We start from the raw sequence: 21,162 nt of genomic DNA, 5'->3' as shown, positions 1-21,162 counted from the left end.
GCAGATATTAGTACCGCAATTGTAAATACTGTTTTTATGAGCGATACAGCAAATGGTTATGTTCAATCGTCGACAGATAGCCAGGGTGTTACTACTATTATATTTTTTCATCCTGCGCAAAACTCGTTACCGGCCAATTTGCTGCGCCAATTAACCAACGCAATACAAACAGCAGGCGATGATAACGCTACCCGCGTTATTTTGCTAAAAAGCGCGGGCGACCGCACATTTTGCGCCGGTGCTAGCTTTGATGAACTACTGCAATTAAAAGATAAACAAAGCGGCGCTGAATTTTTTAGCGGTTTTGCCAACGTAATAAACGCCTGCCGAAAATCGGGCAAGATAATTATTGCCCGTGTGCAGGGCAAAGCTGTAGGCGGGGGGGTTGGGTTAGCCGCCGCAGCCGATTATTGTCTGGCTACGGAAGCCGCAGCCATAAAATTAAGCGAATTAGCTATTGGCATAGGCCCCTTTGTAATCTCGCCGGTGGTTATCCGTAAGGTCGGGTTGCCCGCATTCTCACAATTAACTATCCGGGCTACTGATTTTCAATCAGCGCTATGGGCACAGCAGAAAGGTTTATATAATGAGGTTTACCCTGATATAAGCGCTTTAGATGAAGCTATTGATGCCTTGGTACAAAAGCTGGCTTCCTACCACCCGGGCGCGCTGGAAGGCCTGAAACAAATTATGTGGGAAGGTACCGAAGATTGGGACGACCTGCTGGCCAAACGTGCAGCTATTAGCGGCGAATTGGTATTGTCTGATTTTACCCAGAAAGCACTCGGGGGCTTTTTAGGCGGGAAGCGTTAATAAAAAATGTCATTTTCGAACGAGGTCCGATATCCTAATTTACTCCTCCTCGTACATACGTAACCTGTTACGCAACCGCCACAACTCGTTATGCAGTTCATCTACACGCTGCAACAGGTGGGTTATAGAGGCAAGTCCGGCTACGTTAATATCCAGATCGCGGTGCAGGTTGATCATCTTTTCCAGCATAGGCAAATCTTCAGCCGGGATAAATGTTTTTTTATTCACAATGTTAATATGGATCAGGCCCTCATCCTTTAACTCATGTATAAAAGTTTGTTCTACCTGGTGATGGGTTAACACTTCATCGGCGGGTATCATATTTTTTGTTGCCATGGCTTAGTGTTTAGTGGTTTTAGCCAGTTCTTCAAATAATTCGCGTTGTTTATCGGTCAGGTTCTGCGGTACCTGGATATCATAGGTAAGGTACAAATCGCCAAACTGATCGGCTTTTTTATATACCGGTAACCCTTTGCCCTTTAATTTCACTTTAGTGCCCTGCTGGGTTTCGGGCTTCAGTTTCAGCTTAACCTTACCGTTCAGTGTATCGGCGGTTATCTCGCCGCCAAGCACAGCAGTGTACAGATCAACCTTTATGGTACGGTACAAATCGAACCCGCTGCGTTTAAAATCGGGATCGTTAGGGATTACAAAGGTGATGTAGAGATCGCCCGCCGGGCCGTTGTTTCTGCCCGGGCCGCCATGGCCTGCAATTTTTATGGTCTGCCCGTTCTCCACCCCTGCCGGGATGGTCATACGGATCTGTTTACCGTTTACAGTTAGCGTACGCTTGTGCGTTTCAGCAATATCACGCAAGCTCAGTTGCAATTCGGCATTAAAGTCCTGCCCGCGATAAGCCGCCTGCCTGCGACCGCCGCCTCCATTGGCCGCGCCGCCAAACATGGAATTGAAAAACTCCGAGAAATCGGCATCGCCGCCAAAGCCTTCAAAGCCGCCTGTCTGGTAAGCGTTGCCACCCTGGTTACCATAGGCCGACCGTTGTTGCTGGCGTGCCTGCTCGTACTGATCGGCATGCTGCCAGTTTTCGCCGTATTGGTCGTATTTTTTGCGTTTTACCGGGTCGCTCAGTACTTCATTAGCTTCGTTCAGCTCCTGGAATTTCTTGCTTGCGTTTGGGTCGTTAGGGTTAAGGTCGGGGTGCAGTTTGCGTGCCAGTTTACGATAAGCGGCTTTAATACTTTTCTCGTCAGCGTTTTTTTCGACCCCTAAAATTTTATAATAATCAATAAAAGCCATGCCTTTAGGTTGTAATAAATAGTAAACGAAAACTCTGCAAAGTAAGTTTTTATAAATTGAGAAAATATGACGGCGATTATATTTATTCCTGCTCTTCTACCAAAGCCATTACGCCCGCTGTATTAACAATTTTAATATACTTTCCGTTAGTGCTCAGTAACCCATCTTTTACCATCTCATTCAGCATACGGAAAACCGTTTCGTAGGTAGCCCCCGCAAACGATGCCAGGTCCTGGCGGGTCAGGTCAATTTCAATATATCCATCCTGGTTTAGGCCAAATTGCTTTTGCAGATTGATAAGCGCCTGGGCTATACGGCCCTTCACCGGCATATGGGCCAGGTTGCGCATCCTTTTTTCCGATTCGCGCAATTCGGCAGCAAAAAACAGCAGTAACTGGTAGGTAATGTCGCTGTTAACCTTTAGTGTCGATTCAAAAAACTCCAGGCTAATAAAACACACTGCGCCGCTTTCCAGCACAGTGGCGCTTACCGGGTAGGTCAGGTTTTCGCCTAAACTCATAATACCCAGCATACCGCCTTGCTTGGCAAAGCGGATGATCAATTCTTTATCTGCATCCCAGCGTTTATGTACTTTTACTATGCCCGAGTTTACAAAGTATATGCCTGTGGCCGCATCACCTTCTTTAAATAACTGCTGACCCCGCTTCACTTTAATGGTGGTTTTATTAGCAGCAATAGCCGGTAACCAGTCTTTTAAACAAAGGCGGCACAAAAAACAACTTTGCAGATCGCATCCCTGCGTTTTGATATCCATATAGGGGTGTAAATTGCAATATAAATATTCGCATCCAAAATTAATTATTAATAATTGGCGATTTTCTTTATATTATATTAATCATGTTTATTTAATAAAATACATTATAAAAACTATAAAAATATGATTTATATCATGTTTTTAGATAATTTTTATAAATTTGCGACATTATCCATCCACATTTTTAATGAAAACATCAAAACCCCAGAACACCATACCTGTTTCTCCAATATTAGCTTCTCAAATGCCCGATGACTCCGACCGCCGCTATATACAACGCAAAAGATTATTGCGCGTGTCCATAATATCTGTAGCTGTTGCTATTGCTATTAGTTTCATTGCTAAAGTGCTTGTCAGTTTAATAAACCTGGTTACCAATATTTCTTTTTTCGGTAGCTTTAATCTGGCATTTCACAGCCCGGCAAATAACCATTTGGGGTATTGGGTTATCATTATTCCGGCAATTGGCGGTGTGCTGGTGGGGTTAATGGCCTTGTATGGTTCTAAAGCCATCCGTGGCCATGGCATTCCCGAGGCTATGGAGCAGATACTCACTAATAAAAGCACCATCAAACCTGCTATTACTTTTCTTAAACCCATATCATCGGCTATTGCAATTGGTACCGGCGGCCCGTTTGGCGCTGAGGGACCTATTATAGCCACCGGTGGCGCGTTAGGGTCGACCATTGGGCAACTATTTAAAATTACCGCGAACGAGCGTAAGGTAATACTGGCTGCGGGAGCAACTGCAGGTATGTCGGCTATATTTGGCACGCCCATAGCCGCGGTATTTTTAGCGATAGAACTGCTGTTGTTCGAGTTTTCACCCTGGTCTATACTTCCTGTAGCGCTGGCCTGTATTACAGGCGCTGCGGGACACCATTTATTGTTCGATACCGGTGCCGTGTTCCCGATGCCCAATGTAGCTATACCATCCAACCAGGCGCTGGCTATTTATAGCTGTATTGGCATTGTTACCGGCTTTTTAGCCATGGGATTAACTAAAATAGTGTACTGGATAGAAGATATGTTTGAACACCTGCCTATCCATTGGATGTGGTGGCCGGCAATAGGCGGTTTAGCGGTAGGGATTATCGGGTACTTTGCGCCACATACGCTGGGGGTAGGCTATGATAATATTACCGGCGTACTTTCAGGCAAATGGCCGCTTACGCTGATACTTACCTTATGCTTTTTTAAATTCCTATCGTGGGCTATAGCTCTGGGCAGCGGCACATCGGGCGGTACACTGGCGCCATTGCTTACTATCGGCGGGGCATCCGGGGCGGTTATTGGTACTGTTATATTAGGTTTCTTCCCTGATTGCGGGTTAAGTATTCCTATGTCGGCACTAATAGGTATGTCGGCTATGTTTGCCGGTGCGTCACGGGCTTATCTGACAAGCATTACCTTCGCCCTGGAAGCTACTATGCAATCGCATGCTTTATTGCCGCTGCTGGGCGCTTGTACAGGATCATACCTGGTTTCTTTCTTCCTGATGGAAAATACCATTATGACAGAAAAAATTGCCCGTCGCGGGGTTTATACGCCCGATACTTACGAGGCAGACCCATTACAAAAAATAAAAGTAGCCGAAGTAATGGAAACCAATGCTATTTTGGGCGGCACTAACTTAAAGCACCAGGTAAAAACCACCGATACCCTACGTAAAGCTGTTGAGCTAATGGCCAAAACCGATTCGGAAATATTGCAGGTTGTGGATGCTAAAACCCGGCAACTAACCGGTACGTTAACCTATAAAGACATCCTGAAAAGCTATAAAACCCTGACAGAAGAAAACGAATATGCTTATACCAACCTATCGTTAAAACGCCGCCGGCTTAAAATGATGATATTGAGTAAGCAGCTATTAAATAAGTCAGATAAGTAAATACAACGTTACGCCGGACTGGTTTCGGGTCTCATTTGCATTTCCAGTTTGCATTATGGGACACCGCAACAAGTTCGGCATAACGAAGAGGCTCTTCATAAACATAATGCTTGACTGAAATACTTATAGGAGCTTCCTCGCTCCCGAAAACAAAAAATGTAAGCGTGGACGCTTACATTTTTTATAGTTCAAGCGTAGACGCTTGAACTGGCAGTAGTATTTATTTCTTATAAACTCTCCAGCATCTGTTTCAACACGGCCTGCGCAGCCCAAACGCGGTTGCCCGCTTCGTGTACTACTACCGAGTGTGGCCCGTCCAATATCTCGTCACTTAATTCCAGGTTACGGCGCACAGGCAAGCAGTGCATTACTTTAGCATTGTTGGTATTTTTCAAGCTGTCGTTAGTTAGTAACCAGTTTTCAGTAACAGCAGGCATTTGTCCATAAGGTTCGTATGCCGACCAGTTCTTTACATATACAAAATCCGCATCGGCCAAGGCTGCCTGCTGGTTATGGGTAATGGTGGCTCCCTGTGTAAATTCTCCTGAAAGTTCGTAACCTTTGGGGTGCGCAATGGTAAAATCAACATCGGCTTTGCACATCCATTCGGCAAAGGAATTTGGTACAGCTTGGGGCAAGGCCTTGACATGCGGCGCCCAGGTTAACACCACTTTAGGGCGCGGGCGGGTTTTTAGTTCGGTAATAGTTACCAGATCTGCCAGGCTTTGCAGCGGGTGGCGAGTAGCCGATTCAAGACTAACCACGGGTTTCCCGCAAAACTGCACAAACTTGTTAAATACCATTTCGCTATAATCTTCGTCGCGGTCTTTCAAGCCGGGAAACGAACGCAGACCTATAATATCGGCATATTGCCCCATTACGCCTGCCGCTTCGCGGATATGTTCGACCGTGGTACCGTTCATCACTACGTTATCGCGCAGCTCTAACGCCCAGCCTTCTTTGTCGATGTTCAACACCATCACATCCATACCTAAATTCATGGCAGCTTTTTGAGTACTTAAACGGGTACGCAAACTTGGATTAAGGAAAACCAATACCAAAGTTTTGTTTTTACCCAGATGCTGAAAAGCATATGGATCAGCTTTTAGTTTTAAAGCTTCAACAGCCAGTGCGTTGATGTCGGTAACATCGTTAACAGAAGAAAATAGTTTCATATGAGCCCTTTATTGTGATATTAATAAACTATGTCATTTCGAACGAGGTACGAGGAGAAATCTTCTAAACCCTACCAATCGCACGTAGAAGATTTCTCCCGTTGGTCGAAATGACACGTTTATTATTGCCTTTAATTTACTTCTTTGCTAAACGCTTCAAGGAAACGATCAGCATGTGCTTTGGTTAAATTTAGCGCTGGCAGCAAACGGATAACGTTTGGCTTAGCCTCGCCGGTAAATATATGGTGCTTGAACAACAGGTTCTTTTTCACGTCCGATAGCTCAGCCGGCAAATCGATACCGATCATCAGGCCGCGTCCGCGTACTTCTTTCACCTGCTTAAACTTTTTCAGTTCATCAATCAGGTATGCACCAACTTCGGCAACGTTTTGCATCAGGTTATCCCGATCCATTACCTCCAACACAGCTAATGCCGCGGCGCAAGCCAAATGGTTGCCGCCAAAGGTTGTACCTAACATACCATAAGCCGGTTGGATCTTCGGCGATATACTGATGGCCCCGATAGGGAAACCATTGCCCATACCTTTAGCCATGCTATAAATATCGGCATCGATACCGGCAAAATCGTGCGAGTAGAATTTGCCTGTACGGCCGTAACCGCACTGCACCGAATCGGCAATAAATACAGCGTTGTGCGCGTCGCAAAGCGTTCTGATCTTTTGAAGGAAGCTCACCGGCGCTACCTGTATGCCGCCTACCCCCTGTATGCCTTCGATTATAACCGATGATATTTCGTTCGCGTGATCTTTAAAAGCCTGTTCTAAAGCAGCTTCATCCGCCCAGGGCAAAAATGTCACATTATCGGTTTCATTAACCGGCGCTACAATTTTAGGGTTATCGGTAGCCGCAACTGCCAATGATGTACGCCCATGGAAAGCGCCTTTAAAGGCTATAATTTTTTTTTTGCCGTTGTAAAACGATGCCAGCTTCAGCGCGTTCTCGTTCGCCTCGGCACCAGAGTTTACCAGGAACAATTGATAATCTTGCTTACCGCTTACCTGGCCCAATTTTTCAGCCAATTGCTTTTGCAAGGGTATCTCAATAGAGTTTGAGTAAAAACCTATCTGGTGCAACTGGTCTTCCAACCGTTTTACATAGTGCGGGTTAGTGTGACCGATGGAAATAACGGCATGGCCACCGTACAGGTCAAGATATTCCTGCCCTTTATCATCAAAAACCAGGCTGCCTACGCCTTTGGTGATATTTATATTGTTTATAGGATATACGTCGAATAATTTCATTTTTTATTTCAATTAACCCGTCATCGCGAACGAAGTGTGGCGATCCCCGATAAGCAGAGCGGCTCTGCCTGCTTGGGATTGCCACGTCGCTATCGCTCCTCGCAATGACGTGCTGGGTGTTAAAATGCGTTAGCTTTTAGTTTAAGGCCGGCTGTTTCCTCAAAGCCAAACATCAAATTCATGTTCTGCACCGCCTGGCCCGATGCGCCTTTCAGCAGGTTATCTATTATGCTTACAATAAATATTTTATTACCGTGCTTTTTCACCTGGATAAAGCATTTATTGGTATTTACTACCTGTTTCAAATCAATATCACGGTTGGTGACATGTGTGAACGGGTGCCCTGCATAATAGTCCTGGTAAAGCTGCAGCGCCTCCTGCTCCGTCAGCTCGCTTTCTGTGTATATCGAGGCAATGATGCCTCGGGTATAATCACCGCGGTACGGAACAAAGTTGATAGGTGCAGGGTTAGGTTGAAGCTGGCTAAGCGATTCGCCTATCTCGTTCAAATGCTGGTGATCGAACACCTTATAAACCGATAGGTTATCATTCCTCCAGGTAAAATGGGTGGTGGCTGTAGCTTTTTGCCCAGCACCTGTTGAACCTGTGGTAGCCGTAATATGTACTTCGCTGTTTAGCAGTTGCTGGCTGGCCAAAGGCAATAAGCCTAATTCCAAACATGTGGCAAAACAGCCTGGGTTAGCTATGTTCTGTGCCGATTTAATAGCATCCCGGTTTAATTCCGGCAAACCGTAGGTGAAGTTTTTAGTCGAAAGCCCTAAATCGAAAGTCGCGGTGGCTTCAGACTTTAGGCTTTGGGCTTTAGATTTCAACCTGAAATCCTGGCTCAGGTCGATAATTTTTACCGTGTCTGGGATAGCATTGGCCTCCAGGAATTTCTTCGCATCGCCGTGACCAACGCATAAAAACAACACATCAATATCGGTTGATAGTTCGCCGGTGAATTTCAGGTCGGTATCACCAAGCAGGTCGGTATGTACATCGTAAATGTAATTACCAGCATTGCTGCTGCTGTTTACAAAAGTAATATCCACATTAGGGTGGTTCACCAATATCCGCAGCATTTCACCGCCGGTGTAACCAGCCCCGCCAATAATGCCTGCCTTAATTTTGTTCGATGTTGATCCTGTCATGCTTGGTTGATGGATGCGAGTATAACATAAATTCAAGGTCGGCTTCGCTGTGATTGCTGATACGATGCTGTTGACCCGGTTGAATTTCGATACCCTGATGTTCGGTTAATATTTTAATCTGGCCGTCTATATAAAAAATGGCACTGCCTTTCAGTATAAAGAAAAACTGCGTAGCCTTAGCGTGGTAATGCAATTCTTCCGACGCGCTGGGTGGCATTAGCTCCTGCTTAACAGACAGTTCATCGGTATCCACAAACGTCCAGCCATGGCAGCCATTGCCCCATTCGTAATGTTGTATGCAATCATCTTTTGAATATACCGGTGCAGCCATGGTTTTAACTATTTACTTTATGGTAGATCATTACCTGGTTACCAAATATTTTTGAGAAGCCTTTTACATCTTCGCCGCTCCAGGCATTGTTCATTTCGCCGTAGCTGCCAAATTTGTTGCTCATCAAATCATGGTCTGATTCAATGCCCACCACCTGGAACCTGTAGGGGTTCAATTGCACAAACACTTTGCCGCTCACTTTATCCTGGGTATCAGTAAGGAACGCTTCTATATTGCGCATAATCGGGTCGTGGAATTGACCTTCGTGCAGCCAGTTGCCGTAGAAAGATGCCAATTGATCTTTCCAGCTTAACTGCCATTTGGTTAACACATGCTTCTCTAAAGTATGATGCGCTTTGATAATTACCATTGGTGCGGCAGCTTCAAAACCCACACGGCCTTTAATGCCAATGATGGTATCGCCTACGTGGATGTCCCGGCCTATGCCATAAGGCTGAGCAATAGCTTGCAAGGCTTGTATAGCTTTAGTAGGATGATCGTACTTCGTACCATCAATAGCTACCAATTCACCTTTTTCAAAGGTAAGTTCAATATCGCGGCTGCCGGTTTCGGTCATTGGCGTAGGCCAGGCATCCTCAGGTAAACCTAAGTTTGATGTCAGGGTTTCCTTACCGCCAACTGATGTACCCCAAATGCCTTTATTGATAGAGTATTTAGCTTTTTCGAAGTTCATTTCAACCCCGTGCTTTTTCAAGTATTCAATTTCTTCTTCGCGGCTTAGTTTCAAATCTCGTATAGGGGTAATTATTTTAACCTCGGGCACCAGGATGTTGAAGATCATATCAAACCTAACCTGGTCGTTACCGGCGCCGGTGCTTCCGTGGGCAACGGCTTCGGCACCAATCTCTTTAGCGTAGTTGGCAATAGCGGTAGCCTGGCTAACACGCTCGGCACTTACCGAAAGCGGATAGGTATTATTTTTGAGGACATTACCATAAATAAGGAAACGCACGCAAGTGTTGTAAAAGTTTTCGGTCTCATCAACCACGTGGTGACTGGTTACGCCCATTTCGTAAGCGCGTTGTTCCACCTTTTTTAATTCCTCATCGCTAAAACCACCGGTATTTACAATTACCGAATGTACTTCCATACCCAAATCGCGGGTTAAATAAATACAGCAAAACGAGGTATCTAATCCGCCACTATAGGCTAATACTACTTTCTTTTTTTTCATTTGTATTGATAGATATAAGGATATTAAAAACGGTTATGAGCAACAATCAATTTAGTTGACCTTTTCAAAGCATTCTCTATACGCTCCAACAAGGTGGCCTTGTGCGTAATTTGCTTCATTTTATTCTCTTGTTCCTTTGCTTTCTCAGCCGGGTCGAAAAGCATAGCGGTACACATGCAGTTCTTGCGCCCCTTGGCAGTAAGGATATCATAGTTAACGCAGCTTTTGCAACCTTGCCAAAAGGCTTCATCCTGGGTAAGTTCGCTGTAGGTAACAGGTTCGTAGCCTAACTCTGAATTTATTTTCATTACAGCCAAACCGGTAGTTAAACCGAAGATTTTGGCATCAGGGTATTTTTTACGTGATAGTTCGAATATCTTTTGCTTGATGGCTTTGGCTAAGCCTACTTTCCTGAATTCGGGGTTTACAATTAAGCCTGAATTGGCCACAAAATCGCCGTGGCTCCAGGTTTCAATATAGCAAAAGCCGGCCCAGGTACCGTTTTTATGCAGGGCTATAACAGCCTTCCCTTCCAGCATTTTGTTAGCCACATATTCGGGCGAGCGTTGCGCAATCCCGGTACCCCGTGCTTTTGCCGATTCGGCCATTTCGTCGCATATCTGTGCGGCGTAATCAACATCTTGTGCCGAGGCTACCTTTATATCAAAATCTTGTATTGTCATTAGTGAAATAGAAACTACCGTTAAATTATCTGACCTTACGGCCCCTATTAATTGAATGGTTTTTGTGGGAAAAGGTTTAACAAACCTTTAATGTTTGATCAGGCTGCTGATGCAGTTCTCAAACCCGGGAGATAAACGGCCTTCGTCGGGAAGGAAGGAATTCAAAAAAATTAGTAACCAAAGCAGCAGCAACCCAGGCATAAATTGCTTTAGGTACAGGCTTAAATGTGCTTGGCTTCTTCATTTTTAATAACGTGTTTGTGTTATTTGAATTTCGTGCAAAAAACCGCATTAATTTTAACTTATGCAAGAAAAAAATAAGATAATAAACACAGGGCGCAGGTATTATGTCAATCTGTTGACTAACAGCACCCTCAGCTTACTTTTTTGAAGGTCATGGTGCGGCCAATAAATTTGAAATGCCAGTAGCCGGTAACCTTCAGCAAACCATCCCTGGTAAGGTAGGCCGATGCATCCCAATATTTACCATTTTTAGCATCGTAAACCTTGCCGTGTTCCCACGAGTGTGTTTTGGGATCGTATTCCAGGTCCTTCACTACGTTCATACCTAATATTTTCCGGTCGCGCTGGGCAGGGTCGGGGTTGTGTTTGTCTGTCCACTCGTCCATGCGTTTGCTTTGGTCGTCGGTTTTAAACCAAATGATTTTAGCTTTATAATCGTTACCATCTCTGTATACTTCAACCAGCAGGTTTTTTTCCTGAACCATCCACCTGCCCAAAATCTGCTCGGTAGGTGATAGCGATTGCGCCTTGGCCGCCAAACCAATGGTGATAATTGCAAGCAGAAATAATATTCGCGGGAAGAACTTACGGGGCATATTTAATTAATGGTGCGCTAATATATTATAAATACCATGATAACAACAAAACAATGTCATTTCGACCGTAGGGAGAAATCTTATACAAGCGACACGTATAAGATTTCTCCTCGTACCTCGTTCGAAATGACATTTTTATTTAAGATAGCTTTACAGCGCTGCTACCGACGCTTTAAGTTCACCAACTTCGGCCGATTTACTGGTACCATCGGCAAATATGGTATGCGATGTAGCCGACGAACCGTAGAAATTAGCATTGGCACTTTTATCAACCGAGATGTTCGATCCGTTAATACTTAGCCCGGCAAACAAGCCTTTGCTGCGTGAATAAGAATATACTTCGGCCTCCAGTTTATAATCGGTACTGGCGGTGCTGCTGCGCCCAACCGGGCCGGCCGCTACCGATACATCGCCGCCTATGGTAAAATCACCGTTCTCCATTTTAGTTAGCACAGCTTTATGTTTAAATACCAGCACCAGGTCTACCGATTGTACACCTATCTGCAAGCCCAGGCTGCCGCCGGTAAAAGTCACAAACACCGGGTTGCTCCACTTGCCATCGGCCAGTTTAACAATGGCTACGCCTTTGCCGCGCTTGGCGCCAACGGCCAGTCCGGCATTTATCATATGCGGAATAACAATGATCCCCTGCGCCTGTTGTATCAACTGGGTTGGGATATTTTCCTTCATCTTTGCAAAATCGCGCAATACAGCGGCCGATTTTTGGATCCGTTCGGTTTCCTTACCTGCATCTGTGGCCGAGCTTAACACTAAAAAGCAGCTAAGTAACATCGGTAATATTAAAATTTTTATAGTTTTCATGGCATGAGATTTATTGTATAAAGTAGAACATTGATTGCACTGATTAGTTTTGAAAGGATTACACCAAGTGGTGTCTGATTCACCAATTAGACGTTGATTTCACCGATTTGCAATTTTAACGTTCCCCCTTTAGGTGGCTGGGGGTTTACTATCTTTGCCTTATGCTTACCCCGCAACAAGTATTTTCTATCAGTACCGAACAGCATTTTACCGAGGCTGCCCTGCAAATCTTCCGCCACCAGGCGCGGCATTGCGAGGTATACCGCCGGTTTATTGAAGGGTTGAGGGTAGATGTGGATAGTGTGGATAGCATCGAAAGTATTCCTTTTCTGCCTATCCCCTTTTTTAAATCGCACAAAGTATTAAGTAATACCGAACCAGTTGAGGTAACTTTTACCAGTTCGGGCACCACAGGGATGGTGACCAGCAGCCACTATGTTACTAATGTTACCTGGTACCGCGAAAGCTTTCGCCGGGCATTTCAACTGTTTTATGGAGACATTTCTGATTATTGCGTGCTGGCCCTCCTACCCTCGTATTTAGAACGCGAGGGTTCGTCGCTGATCTATATGGCACAGGATATGATCACGCAATCGGACAATCCCGATAGCGGCTTTTATTTGTACAATCACACCGAGCTTCATCAGCAACTGATACGCCAGCGGCAAATTGGAAAGCCCACGTTACTGATAGGCGTAACTTTTGCCCTGCTTGATTTTATTGAACAATATGCTATTAACTTCCCCCAGTTGATTGTGATGGAAACCGGCGGCATGAAAGGCCGCCGTAAGGAAATGATACGCGAGGAATTACACCGCGACCTGTGCGCGGGTTTTGGCGTAGCTAAAATCCATTCGGAATACGGCATGACGGAGTTATTATCGCAAGCCTATTCCAAAGGCGATGGTGTTTTTGAATGCCCGCCCTGGATGCGCATTATTACCCGGGATACTAACGATCCGCTTAGCATTACCGGCGTTAACCGCACGGGAGGTATTAATGTGATTGATTTGGCCAATATAAATTCCTGTAGTTTTATAGCCACGCAGGATTTAGGTCGCGTAGCCGCCGATGGTTCGTTTGAGGTACTAGGCCGGTTCGATCATTCGGATATCAGGGGGTGTAATTTGCTGGTGGGGTAAAATTTCTTAATTTGCACTAATAAATATCCCGTTTTGTTGATAGCCATAATTATTGGAGTATTAATAGTTTTCTATATTACTAACCCCGTGATAATAACTTTTCACGAACTGGGACACGCTGTAGCTTATTTATTTTTAACAAGGCCTGATAGAATCGATGTATTTATAGGTTCTTATGGAAATAAAACTACCAAAATAAAATTTAGAATAAATAAACTTCACTTTTATATAAAGCCATCTTTCTTGCCTTTAAGAGGGGGACAATGCCAGTCCAGTAAAATCGAAAGCGATTATAGGAAATTTATTATCATTCTTATCGCGGGGCCGTTATTTTCATTTCTATTATCATGCCTACTTGGTTATATCGTAATGTCAAGCGATCTGCATGGAGCTATTAAACTATATTTTTTCGCGTTAATGCTTGCTTCCTTCATGAGTTTTTGCAATAATTTAAGACCATATGTAAATAAGGTTACAGGAAACTGTAGCGATGGCAAGCAGTTACAATTTACCTATAAAGCCAGGAGTGTTTATCGGGAATATATTAATGGCGCAAATGATTTTACAAACAAAGATTTTCAATCTGCAAAAATTAATTTTTTGAAAGTAATGGAGGTTGTCCCATACGAAACAGCTGTAATCAGAGCGTTTATCTCATCGTTATTAATGCTAAAAAATAATGCTGAAGCTGAAATATATTTAATTAGATTAAAAGAAACTACAGAATTCACTATCATAGATTATTTAAATTATGGGTACATACAATCTGTAACAAAAAGGTCAGAAGAGGCGGTCGACAATTATCTGAAAGCATTAGCAATTGATGCAAATAATTTAGTAGGATTAAATAATTTGGGGTACGAGTATATCATGAAAGAGGACTTTGCCGATGCACAAAAATTGCTTGAAAAAGCCATAAGTATTGACCCTAACTTTGCACACCCATATAGTAATTTAGGTTTTCTAAAATTATTAAACGGTGATTTGGAAACTGGTCGGTCGCTAATTGAAAAAGGAATTGAACTGGACCCGAATAATGCTTATATGTACAAGCATTTAGGTGTTTATTACCTAAAGTCACAAAACAAAGAAGCGGCTACACTAAACTTTAATAAAGCTAAGGAATTGGATAAAGACGTGGATTTAGAACCTTACCAAACTGAATTGGCTTTACTTTACGAATCAGAGGCAAAATCTTTGTTATAAAAAATATTACTTTTGCCCTAAAATCAGAAAGCAATTATATGATAGACAAATTTTTAAAAGACGAGCAAGACCCCAAGGCCGTCGAGAAAGTATATACTCGCCTGGTTGACTTGTTAACCACCGGCGAGGAAATTTTATACATAGCAACACAGAAAAAACCACTGGTAAATATCCTGCCCGATTCTATCGCGCTGACCAATAAACGTATCCTGTTCTTCACCCCAGCCAATCTGGGCCTGTCCATTAAGTTTGTGGATTTTGTTTGGAAGGATATTGTGGATGTTTTCACCAAAGAGGAAATTATCGGGGCTATCTTCAGTGCCAAAACTACCAATGGTGCTGAGATGGGCGTTGATTACCTGCCTAAAGTACAGGCGCGCAAGCTATATCAATATGCCCAGGAACGTAAAGAGGCCGAGCGTGAAGCCCGCCGCCTGCGCGAACTGGAAGAGAAACGAGCCGAATCGGGTTCGGTAACTATAGATCACCCGCATAACGTCGCATTTCAACCGGTAACACCGGCAGCGCCGAAAGAGCAGGAACCGATTGTTACGCCACCATCAGCACCGGCCCACATTGAAGCACAGCCGGATGTCCTAACCGAAAAGCTAAAGAAGCTGCGTACCCTGTTTGATAACGGGCTGATATCGCAAGAGGAATACAACCAGAAGAAGCTTGAATTATTAAGCGACCTTTAAAACAAAAAACCCGCCACGTGCGGGTTTTTTGTTTTAGGAACGCCTGAAAGGATCTGGCTCGCCAACCCAAAATCATGGTTTACATGGTTTACAAAATCGGGGGTGTTTTTCAATTAAACATTTGGCAATCAATTATTTAATTAAAAATCGTGTAAATCATAATTTTCGGCTGTAAACACTACTTCTTCTCCGGCAACTCAATAGGGTTATTTATCACTTTGGTTAAAGGCCCATCATACCCTTTCACGTTTATGGAAGCTATCTTGCTTGGGTCAACCATATCCAAACCGTTGCTGCCGCGTTTGGCCTGGCCCGATCCATGCGATGCTTTGGCAAAACCAGCAGGGTCAGCTTTTCTGGCTTCGCGCAGGCGTTCCATAGCCGTGGGAGTGGTTTTTATATCATCAGCAGGCGGCGCAATAGTTATATTACTGGCGCTTATATCTTCAAATCCGCTAAATTTAAATACCACTTCCTTTTTGCTGTCGCTGGCTTCCAATATCAAACCAGGCAAACCGTTCAATTTCCACGGACCACAATGAAAAGGCAGATCCGGGCAAAACCAGGCCGTATAATCGCGGCCTTTAAAATGCGCGGTAGCCATTTGGCAGTGCAAACCACTAAAGCTTAAGGTATCTTTCCGTATAGTCCATTTTATTTCGGGCAGCGGTTCTTCAATCAGGTAATAGTTCACCAGGTTTTCTTCGGTATACAACTTTTTTTCGTTGATGTATTGGTAGTATTCCTCGTTTTGGGTTGGCGGCGCTCCCTTTAAAGTTAAGCTAAGCGCATTGGGGTTACTGGCATTTTTAACCTGATTTTTCACATCGGCAATCATTTGTTCCTGCGCCAGTTGCTTATCCAGGCTTTTATAAACGCTTGCATTACGGCCTACTAATAAAGTTAATCTTTCCTTGTACGGGTAATTACGTTTAAGCGTGTCGCGCACGTGGGTAAAATCATAAACCGCCTTGCCTAGGGCAACATCAGGTTTTTGTGCAAAGGTTTGGAAACAGCACACAGTAATAATAATAGCTAATAAATTCTTCATAATTGATAGGTTATTTAACAAAACTACGAATTTTTCGTAGAACGTACTCCCCTATCAATATTTCTATGAAAATGTTACAGATGATATGATTATACCGTGGCATACTCGGGTAATTCTTCTAAAAAGTCGTACCGGGTATTCACAAAATCTATGCGGCAATAATAATGTTGCAAACCATTGGTTACGGCCAGCAAAGGCACTTTATGCACCATATTATAACGTGCTACCTGGTCGAACACGCCCTGGGTTATGGCAACCGATGGCGCTTTACATTCAACAAGCAACACCTTTTGGCCCTGGTTATTGCGCACTAATATATCGGTGCGGCGGGCTGTGCCATGCAATTTCATGCCCCCTTCCAAACCTATTAGTGTTTTAGGATAGTTTTTTTGCCTGATAAGATATTGTACAAAATGCTGGCGTACCCATTCTTCAGGTGTAATAATAATAGTGCGCTTGCGCAATTCGTCGAACAGGCTGTATTGGCCCTCGTGCTCGGTAATTTTGAAGGGATATGGTGGTAAGTTAAGCGGCTGCAGCAATGACATGACGGTAAAAATAAATAAAATAAACTAGCCCCTTCTAAATCTCCCCCGGGAGCGGGGACTTTTTAAAGCCCTCCCTCCCGGGGAGGGTTGGGTGGGGCCATTTTTTTCGTAATTTGCACACCGAATATATGACCGCGCCCGAGATTTTAAAAGACCTGAAAAGCCGCAAATACAAGCCCTTGTACCTGCTACATGGCGACGAACCTTATTTTATTGACCAGGTAAGCAATTATATTGAGCACGAATTACTGCCCGAAGCCGAAAAGGGGTTCAACCAAACTGTGTTTTACGGTAAGGATGCCGATATTATGACCGTGCTGAACGCCGCCAAACGCTATCCTATGATGGCTGATTACCAGGTGGTATTGGTAAAAGAAGCACAGGATATGAAATGGGGTCGCGAGGATGACGACAAGAAGTCTATCAACCCGGTACTGAGTTACCTGGAGAATCCCCTGCCTACCACCATATTGGTTTTTTGCTACAAATACGGCAAGTTTGATAAGCGTAAAAAAACATACAAAGCAATAGAAAAAAACGGGCTGGTTTTTGAATCGGCCAGTTTATATGATAGTAAGATACCTGCCTGGATAGAAGGCTACGTAGCCGAAAAGCAATATAAACTAAGCGGACAAGCATCGGCTATGCTGGCTGAGTATTTGGGTAACGACTTATCTAAAATTGCTAATGAGCTGGATAAGCTGATGCTGAATATTAATAAAGGCGAAGAAATCACCCTAAAAAGTATCCAGGATAATATCGGCATCAGTAAAGAGTACAACGTGTTCGAACTGCAAACCGCTTTGGCCCGGCGCGATGCTTTTAAAGTGAACCAGATCATCAACTATTTTGAGGCTAACCCAAAATCGAACCCTATAGTGCTGGTGCTGGGTAACCTGAGCAGCTACTTCACCAAGGTGCTTACCTACCATTATTTAAAAGATAAATCGCAGGCCGCGCGCGAATTAGGTGTGAACCCTTATTTTATTAAGGATTACGAACAAGCCGCGCGCACCTTTAACTACGCCAAAACTATGGATATCATCAGCGCCCTGCGCGAGTATGACCTGAAAAGCAAAGGGGTAGATTCCACCGCGCCCCACGGCGAGTTAATGAAGGAGCTGATGTTCAGGATACTGCATTGAGCCTGTGGCTTGATGTGCAATATGAAGGTATGCAGATGTGTAAATGATATTTAGCTAATTCTTTTATCTGCACATTTACATATCTGCATATCCGAACGTTAATCATTGTTAAATTTCTTTCCGGGAATCGGTTTTGGGTTATCTTAGTATAACTATGAAACTGACCGTTGCATTTGCTTTTATACTATTTAGCAGCAATGCTTTTGCGCAACGCTTAACAGGTATATTGTTGGGTGAGGTTACCCGACTGCCCCTTGCCCATGCTACTATCGCTACTGGTGGTACAACAACGCTTAGCAATGCCTACGGCATTTTCACTATCAATGCTAAAACGGCTGATAGTGTCCGCATCAGTTGTGCCGGTTACACTTATTATGCTTTCAAACCGGCTAAAATAAATAACCGCGACACTATAATCATTTATCTTAAACCTGTAGCCTATAACCTGGCAGAAGTGAAGATTAAAGCCAATCGCGACTTTAAAGCTGAATCATTACGCATGCGGAAGGATTTTGCCAGTGTATACGCCTACAAAGCCCCCAAGGTCACCGATGCGGTTAATCGTATAAACCCTTATTTAGATATCCCCTACGACTATATTAACGCCCGTAATAGTACCGTGTCATTAGTTGGGCTTGATGTATTGAAGCTGGTTAGCTTTTTTAATAAAAAGAAAGACCGGACAAATAAACTGCAACAAACCTTACTTAAACAGGAAAGTGAGAATTATATGTTGAGCATTTTCTCTACGGAAAAGGTACAGGCAGTCACCGGTCTAAAAGGCGACTCGCTGCAACGTTTCATGAGCCGTTATCGCCCCGGCATGGCGCAGTTACGTAAAATGACGGATTATGAATTAGTGACCTATATTAAAAGATGTTACAGCGAGTTTGCTGGGAAGCCGATAGCCCATGGCAGATAGTCCATGGAAGTAACTTCTGCTATGGTCTATTATCTACCTGATGATCGTCACACTGCCCGATTTAGTTACTACCTTTTTGCGATAGATATCATAAGCGCTGAAAACCCAATAATATGTCCCTGCAGGTTCGGGTTTACCGTCAATGGTTCCGTTCCACCGGTTGTATAGCTGTTTCGTCTCAAATATCTCCTTACCGTAGCGGTTAAATATCTTAATATAGTTCAGGGTGATCACCCCTTCCGTAGTGGGCCGGAATTCGTCGTTCACACCATCGCCATTAGGCGTGAAAGTATTGGCTGCAACCAGGTTTGCCTCTGGTGGAGCATTTATCAGCACATGTACCGGATTAATTACTACACACCCCGTTGAATTGATGGCTTTAATATAATAAGTGCCGCTTTGGCCCACAGCCTGGTAATTATCCAGCGGCTTGGTGGCAGCGGCATCTTTCCAATAAGTAAACGCCGCATCGGCAAGCGTAGGGTGTGTATCTGTCAGATCAATAGTTTGCGGGAACACTACGGCAGCGGGGTCGGTAACGGTAAATACAGGTGGGTCTACAACCGTTGCTTTTATGAGCGGTTTGTTGATACTTTCGCAGCCATATTCGTTAATGGCCTTGTAATAGTAATTACCGCTTACTATAATATTAGCCGGGTTGGTTACCGGAACGGTGCCTGCGGCATCCATATAAAATTTATAAGTAACACTGCCATTATCGCCGAGGGTAGCTATAGCTTTATTCAAATTAAGCGGGGGGCAACTTTTATAGGCTATGGGTGTATTAGAAAGCACCGGCAACTTACTAATTACCAGATCGACCGATTTGATAGTAACACAAGGCACCTTGAAACCTACCACTTTAACGTAATAAGTACCGGTTTTATTAATAGCCGCGGCCTGCGCGGTGGTTAGTTGTTTTTGCAACAAAGCATCGCTGTAATAACTGTAACTAACGCCAGCTTCATTGGTAGTTACCAGCTTGGTTAAATCTATTGTGGCCGGCTCACAAACAGGTTGCGGTGGCGTAACTGTTACCGTTGCCCCATCGTACAGGTCTAAATGTATTTTAGCAATATCGGTACAGCCAAAGGTGTTTGTACCACGGATATAATAATCGCCGGTTTCTACAATCCTTTTAGGATCTGAAATAAAATTTTGCCCATCAGGATCGGTGTAGTATTCGTACTTCATCCCCGGTGTACTGCCTGCAGTTACCGAAGCCTGGGTAAGGTCTATTCCATCGGCTTTGCAACCTGCCATGTTTTGAACCACCTGTAAATTAAAACTTTCGTTATTTTTTTGTATAGTAGTAGTAAACGCATTTTCGCAACCCAAACCGGTATAGGGTATAATATGCAAATTATACTGGGTGCCGTCGGGCGGCAGCGGCTGCGATAGTTTTAAGGTTGGTGTCTGGCTAACAGTGGCACCGGATGCATCCGTCCATGTATAGGTTTCAAAACCTGCCGGCGCTGTTAAGGTAACCGTATTTTGCCCCGCGCAATATTGGTTACCTGTAATAGGCGATTCGCAGTTCGATTCGTTAAAATCGATATAAGCATACCCGAAATGGCCTCCTTTAGAGCAATCGCGCGTGATAAACTCTAATTGAAATCGCTTGTTTTTTTTGCCGGAGATTTTAATGGTAATAGGCGACCAGGGCTTGTAATAGACTGTTTTATCGGTAGTGGAGTTTTTAAAACCCTGTAATCCCGCTGATGCTGTAAATGAGAATGACCCGCATTGTCCACCATCATCTCCCGGGTTATCCAGGTTATGCACGTTAGCAATAAATTGAGGCTGCTGATATTGATCGTGATCCGGTGGGTTTTGAAATACCACCGCGTAATAATATATCAGCGTATAATCATCACTGGGCACCCTAAAATCATAGGTCATTTTTTCGGCATATGCCTGTTTATCGCCATGACTTGAACTATGATCTACATTTCCTAACTGGACGGAATATTGGCTGCTATTGGGTGCATTGATAGGGAAACCTCCGTATGGGTCTAATATCTGAGGCGAAGAGTTTTTAATAATTTGATGCCTTCCGGGTACGGGAGGAACAGGCGCCGACCATTCTATTGGTGTGCTGCCCGTTTGGTCGGGAATGATACCTGTATAACATACCCAGTTTTTTAGCGTCCCTAATTCAAAGCCAATATTTTCAGGGCACTGCGCAAATGCACAGCAGGCAACCAATAGTAATACAAAAAAAATAACAGATCGTTTAAAACACATTGGTAT

General features: G+C 44.0%; 21 protein-coding genes. 7 read left to right on the top strand and 14 right to left on the bottom strand.

Translation table 11 applies throughout. From position 1 onward, the window contains the following. The first annotated feature begins 36 nt into the window (after nt 1–36). Nucleotides 37–813 (top strand): enoyl-CoA hydratase/isomerase family protein, encoded by a 777-nt coding sequence (locus tag IRJ18_RS04460; protein WP_194105000.1) that lies wholly within the window; start codon nt 37–39, stop codon nt 811–813. A gap of 39 nt (nt 814–852) precedes the next feature. Here IRJ18_RS04460 and IRJ18_RS04455 read toward each other — a convergent pair whose 3' ends face one another. The 3 genes from IRJ18_RS04455 to IRJ18_RS04445 form a co-directional block, all read right to left on the bottom strand. Next, entirely contained in the window at nt 853–1,149 is a 297-nt protein-coding gene (locus IRJ18_RS04455) for a chaperone modulator CbpM (protein ID WP_194104999.1), read from the bottom strand. A 3-nt stretch (nt 1,150–1,152) separates the two neighbouring features. Then, complete coding sequence (locus IRJ18_RS04450) at nt 1,153–2,070, bottom strand: DnaJ C-terminal domain-containing protein (protein WP_194104998.1); 918 nt, start codon at nt 2,068–2,070, stop codon at nt 1,153–1,155. Between the two features lie 82 nt (nt 2,071–2,152). Then, on the bottom strand, nt 2,153–2,845 hold the full coding sequence (locus IRJ18_RS04445; protein ID WP_194104997.1) for a Crp/Fnr family transcriptional regulator: 693 nt from the start codon (nt 2,843–2,845) through the stop codon (nt 2,153–2,155). A 187-nt stretch (nt 2,846–3,032) separates the two neighbouring features. On the opposite strand from IRJ18_RS04445, the gene IRJ18_RS04440 reads away from it, so the two are divergent. Further along, the gene (locus IRJ18_RS04440; RefSeq protein WP_194104996.1) at nt 3,033–4,736 is read left to right on the top strand and encodes a chloride channel protein; all 1,704 of its coding nucleotides are present in this window, start codon (nt 3,033–3,035) and stop codon (nt 4,734–4,736) included. Nucleotides 4,737–4,963: 227 nt separating this feature from the next. Here the strand turns inward: IRJ18_RS04440 and IRJ18_RS04435 are convergent, their stop codons facing one another. The 8 genes from IRJ18_RS04435 to IRJ18_RS04400 form a co-directional block, all read right to left on the bottom strand. Continuing rightward, on the bottom strand, nt 4,964–5,911 hold the full coding sequence (locus tag IRJ18_RS04435; protein ID WP_194104995.1) for a Rossmann-fold NAD(P)-binding domain-containing protein: 948 nt from the start codon (nt 5,909–5,911) through the stop codon (nt 4,964–4,966). A 131-nt stretch (nt 5,912–6,042) separates the two neighbouring features. Then, nucleotides 6,043–7,173 carry an aspartate aminotransferase family protein gene (locus IRJ18_RS04430; RefSeq protein WP_194104994.1) on the bottom strand — a complete coding sequence of 377 codons (1,131 nt, stop codon included), beginning with the start codon at nt 7,171–7,173 and terminating at the stop codon, nt 6,043–6,045. A 119-nt stretch (nt 7,174–7,292) separates the two neighbouring features. Continuing rightward, nucleotides 7,293–8,327: an N-acetyl-gamma-glutamyl-phosphate reductase gene (argC, locus tag IRJ18_RS04425; RefSeq protein WP_194104993.1), complete on the bottom strand. Its 1,035-nt coding sequence runs from the start codon at nt 8,325–8,327 to the stop codon at nt 7,293–7,295. Beyond that, nucleotides 8,299–8,658, bottom strand: coding sequence for a cupin domain-containing protein (locus IRJ18_RS04420; protein ID WP_194104992.1), 360 nt, complete (start codon nt 8,656–8,658; stop codon nt 8,299–8,301). Before IRJ18_RS04420 ends, argC begins: the two co-directional genes overlap by 29 nt. 4 nt (nt 8,659–8,662) lie before the next feature. Further along, a complete protein-coding gene (gene argG, locus IRJ18_RS04415) occupies nt 8,663–9,853 on the bottom strand; it encodes an argininosuccinate synthase (protein WP_194104991.1) in 1,191 nt (396 codons plus the stop codon). Nucleotides 9,854–9,876: 23 nt separating this feature from the next. Beyond that, nucleotides 9,877–10,536, bottom strand: coding sequence for a GNAT family N-acetyltransferase (locus IRJ18_RS04410; protein ID WP_194104990.1), 660 nt, complete (start codon nt 10,534–10,536; stop codon nt 9,877–9,879). Nucleotides 10,537–10,910: 374 nt separating this feature from the next. After that, nucleotides 10,911–11,375, bottom strand: a complete 465-nt coding sequence (locus IRJ18_RS04405) for a DUF2147 domain-containing protein (RefSeq protein WP_194104989.1) — start codon at nt 11,373–11,375, stop codon at nt 10,911–10,913. Nucleotides 11,376–11,525: 150 nt separating this feature from the next. Continuing rightward, nucleotides 11,526–12,197 carry a lipid-binding SYLF domain-containing protein gene (locus tag IRJ18_RS04400; protein ID WP_194104988.1) on the bottom strand — a complete coding sequence of 224 codons (672 nt, stop codon included), beginning with the start codon at nt 12,195–12,197 and terminating at the stop codon, nt 11,526–11,528. A 161-nt stretch (nt 12,198–12,358) separates the two neighbouring features. Here IRJ18_RS04400 and IRJ18_RS04395 point away from each other — a divergent pair, with 161 nt between their 5' ends. The 3 genes from IRJ18_RS04395 to IRJ18_RS04385 all read left to right on the top strand — a co-directional run bounded on the left by IRJ18_RS04395 (nt 12,359) and on the right by IRJ18_RS04385 (nt 15,243). Beyond that, entirely contained in the window at nt 12,359–13,339 is a 981-nt protein-coding gene (locus IRJ18_RS04395) for a LuxE/PaaK family acyltransferase (protein ID WP_194104987.1), read from the top strand. A gap of 87 nt (nt 13,340–13,426) precedes the next feature. Beyond that, on the top strand, nt 13,427–14,545 hold the full coding sequence (locus IRJ18_RS21195; protein WP_194104986.1) for a tetratricopeptide repeat protein: 1,119 nt from the start codon (nt 13,427–13,429) through the stop codon (nt 14,543–14,545). A 38-nt stretch (nt 14,546–14,583) separates the two neighbouring features. Then, complete coding sequence (locus tag IRJ18_RS04385; protein WP_194104985.1) at nt 14,584–15,243, top strand: PH domain-containing protein; 660 nt, start codon at nt 14,584–14,586, stop codon at nt 15,241–15,243. Between the two features lie 178 nt (nt 15,244–15,421). Here IRJ18_RS04385 and IRJ18_RS04380 read toward each other — a convergent pair whose 3' ends face one another. Continuing rightward, nucleotides 15,422–16,294, bottom strand: a complete 873-nt coding sequence (locus tag IRJ18_RS04380; protein WP_194104984.1) for a GLPGLI family protein — start codon at nt 16,292–16,294, stop codon at nt 15,422–15,424. A gap of 89 nt (nt 16,295–16,383) precedes the next feature. After that, nucleotides 16,384–16,842 carry a type I restriction enzyme HsdR N-terminal domain-containing protein gene (locus IRJ18_RS04375; RefSeq protein WP_194104983.1) on the bottom strand — a complete coding sequence of 153 codons (459 nt, stop codon included), beginning with the start codon at nt 16,840–16,842 and terminating at the stop codon, nt 16,384–16,386. Between the two features lie 128 nt (nt 16,843–16,970). On the opposite strand from IRJ18_RS04375, the gene holA reads away from it, so the two are divergent. Next, nucleotides 16,971–17,987, top strand: coding sequence for a DNA polymerase III subunit delta (gene holA, locus IRJ18_RS04370; RefSeq protein ID WP_194104982.1), 1,017 nt, complete (start codon nt 16,971–16,973; stop codon nt 17,985–17,987). A gap of 154 nt (nt 17,988–18,141) precedes the next feature. Further along, complete coding sequence (locus tag IRJ18_RS04365) at nt 18,142–18,909, top strand: hypothetical protein (protein WP_194104981.1); 768 nt, start codon at nt 18,142–18,144, stop codon at nt 18,907–18,909. Nucleotides 18,910–18,942: 33 nt separating this feature from the next. On the opposite strand, the gene IRJ18_RS04360 is transcribed toward IRJ18_RS04365, so the two are convergent. Further along, entirely contained in the window at nt 18,943–21,156 is a 2,214-nt protein-coding gene (locus IRJ18_RS04360) for a gliding motility-associated C-terminal domain-containing protein (protein ID WP_194104980.1), read from the bottom strand. Nucleotides 21,157–21,162: the final 6 nt, after the last annotated feature.

Source organism: Mucilaginibacter boryungensis (assembly GCF_015221995.1).
Lineage (GTDB): Bacteria > Bacteroidota > Bacteroidia > Sphingobacteriales > Sphingobacteriaceae > Mucilaginibacter > Mucilaginibacter boryungensis.
This window is presented reverse-complemented; position numbering and strand designations above follow the sequence as displayed.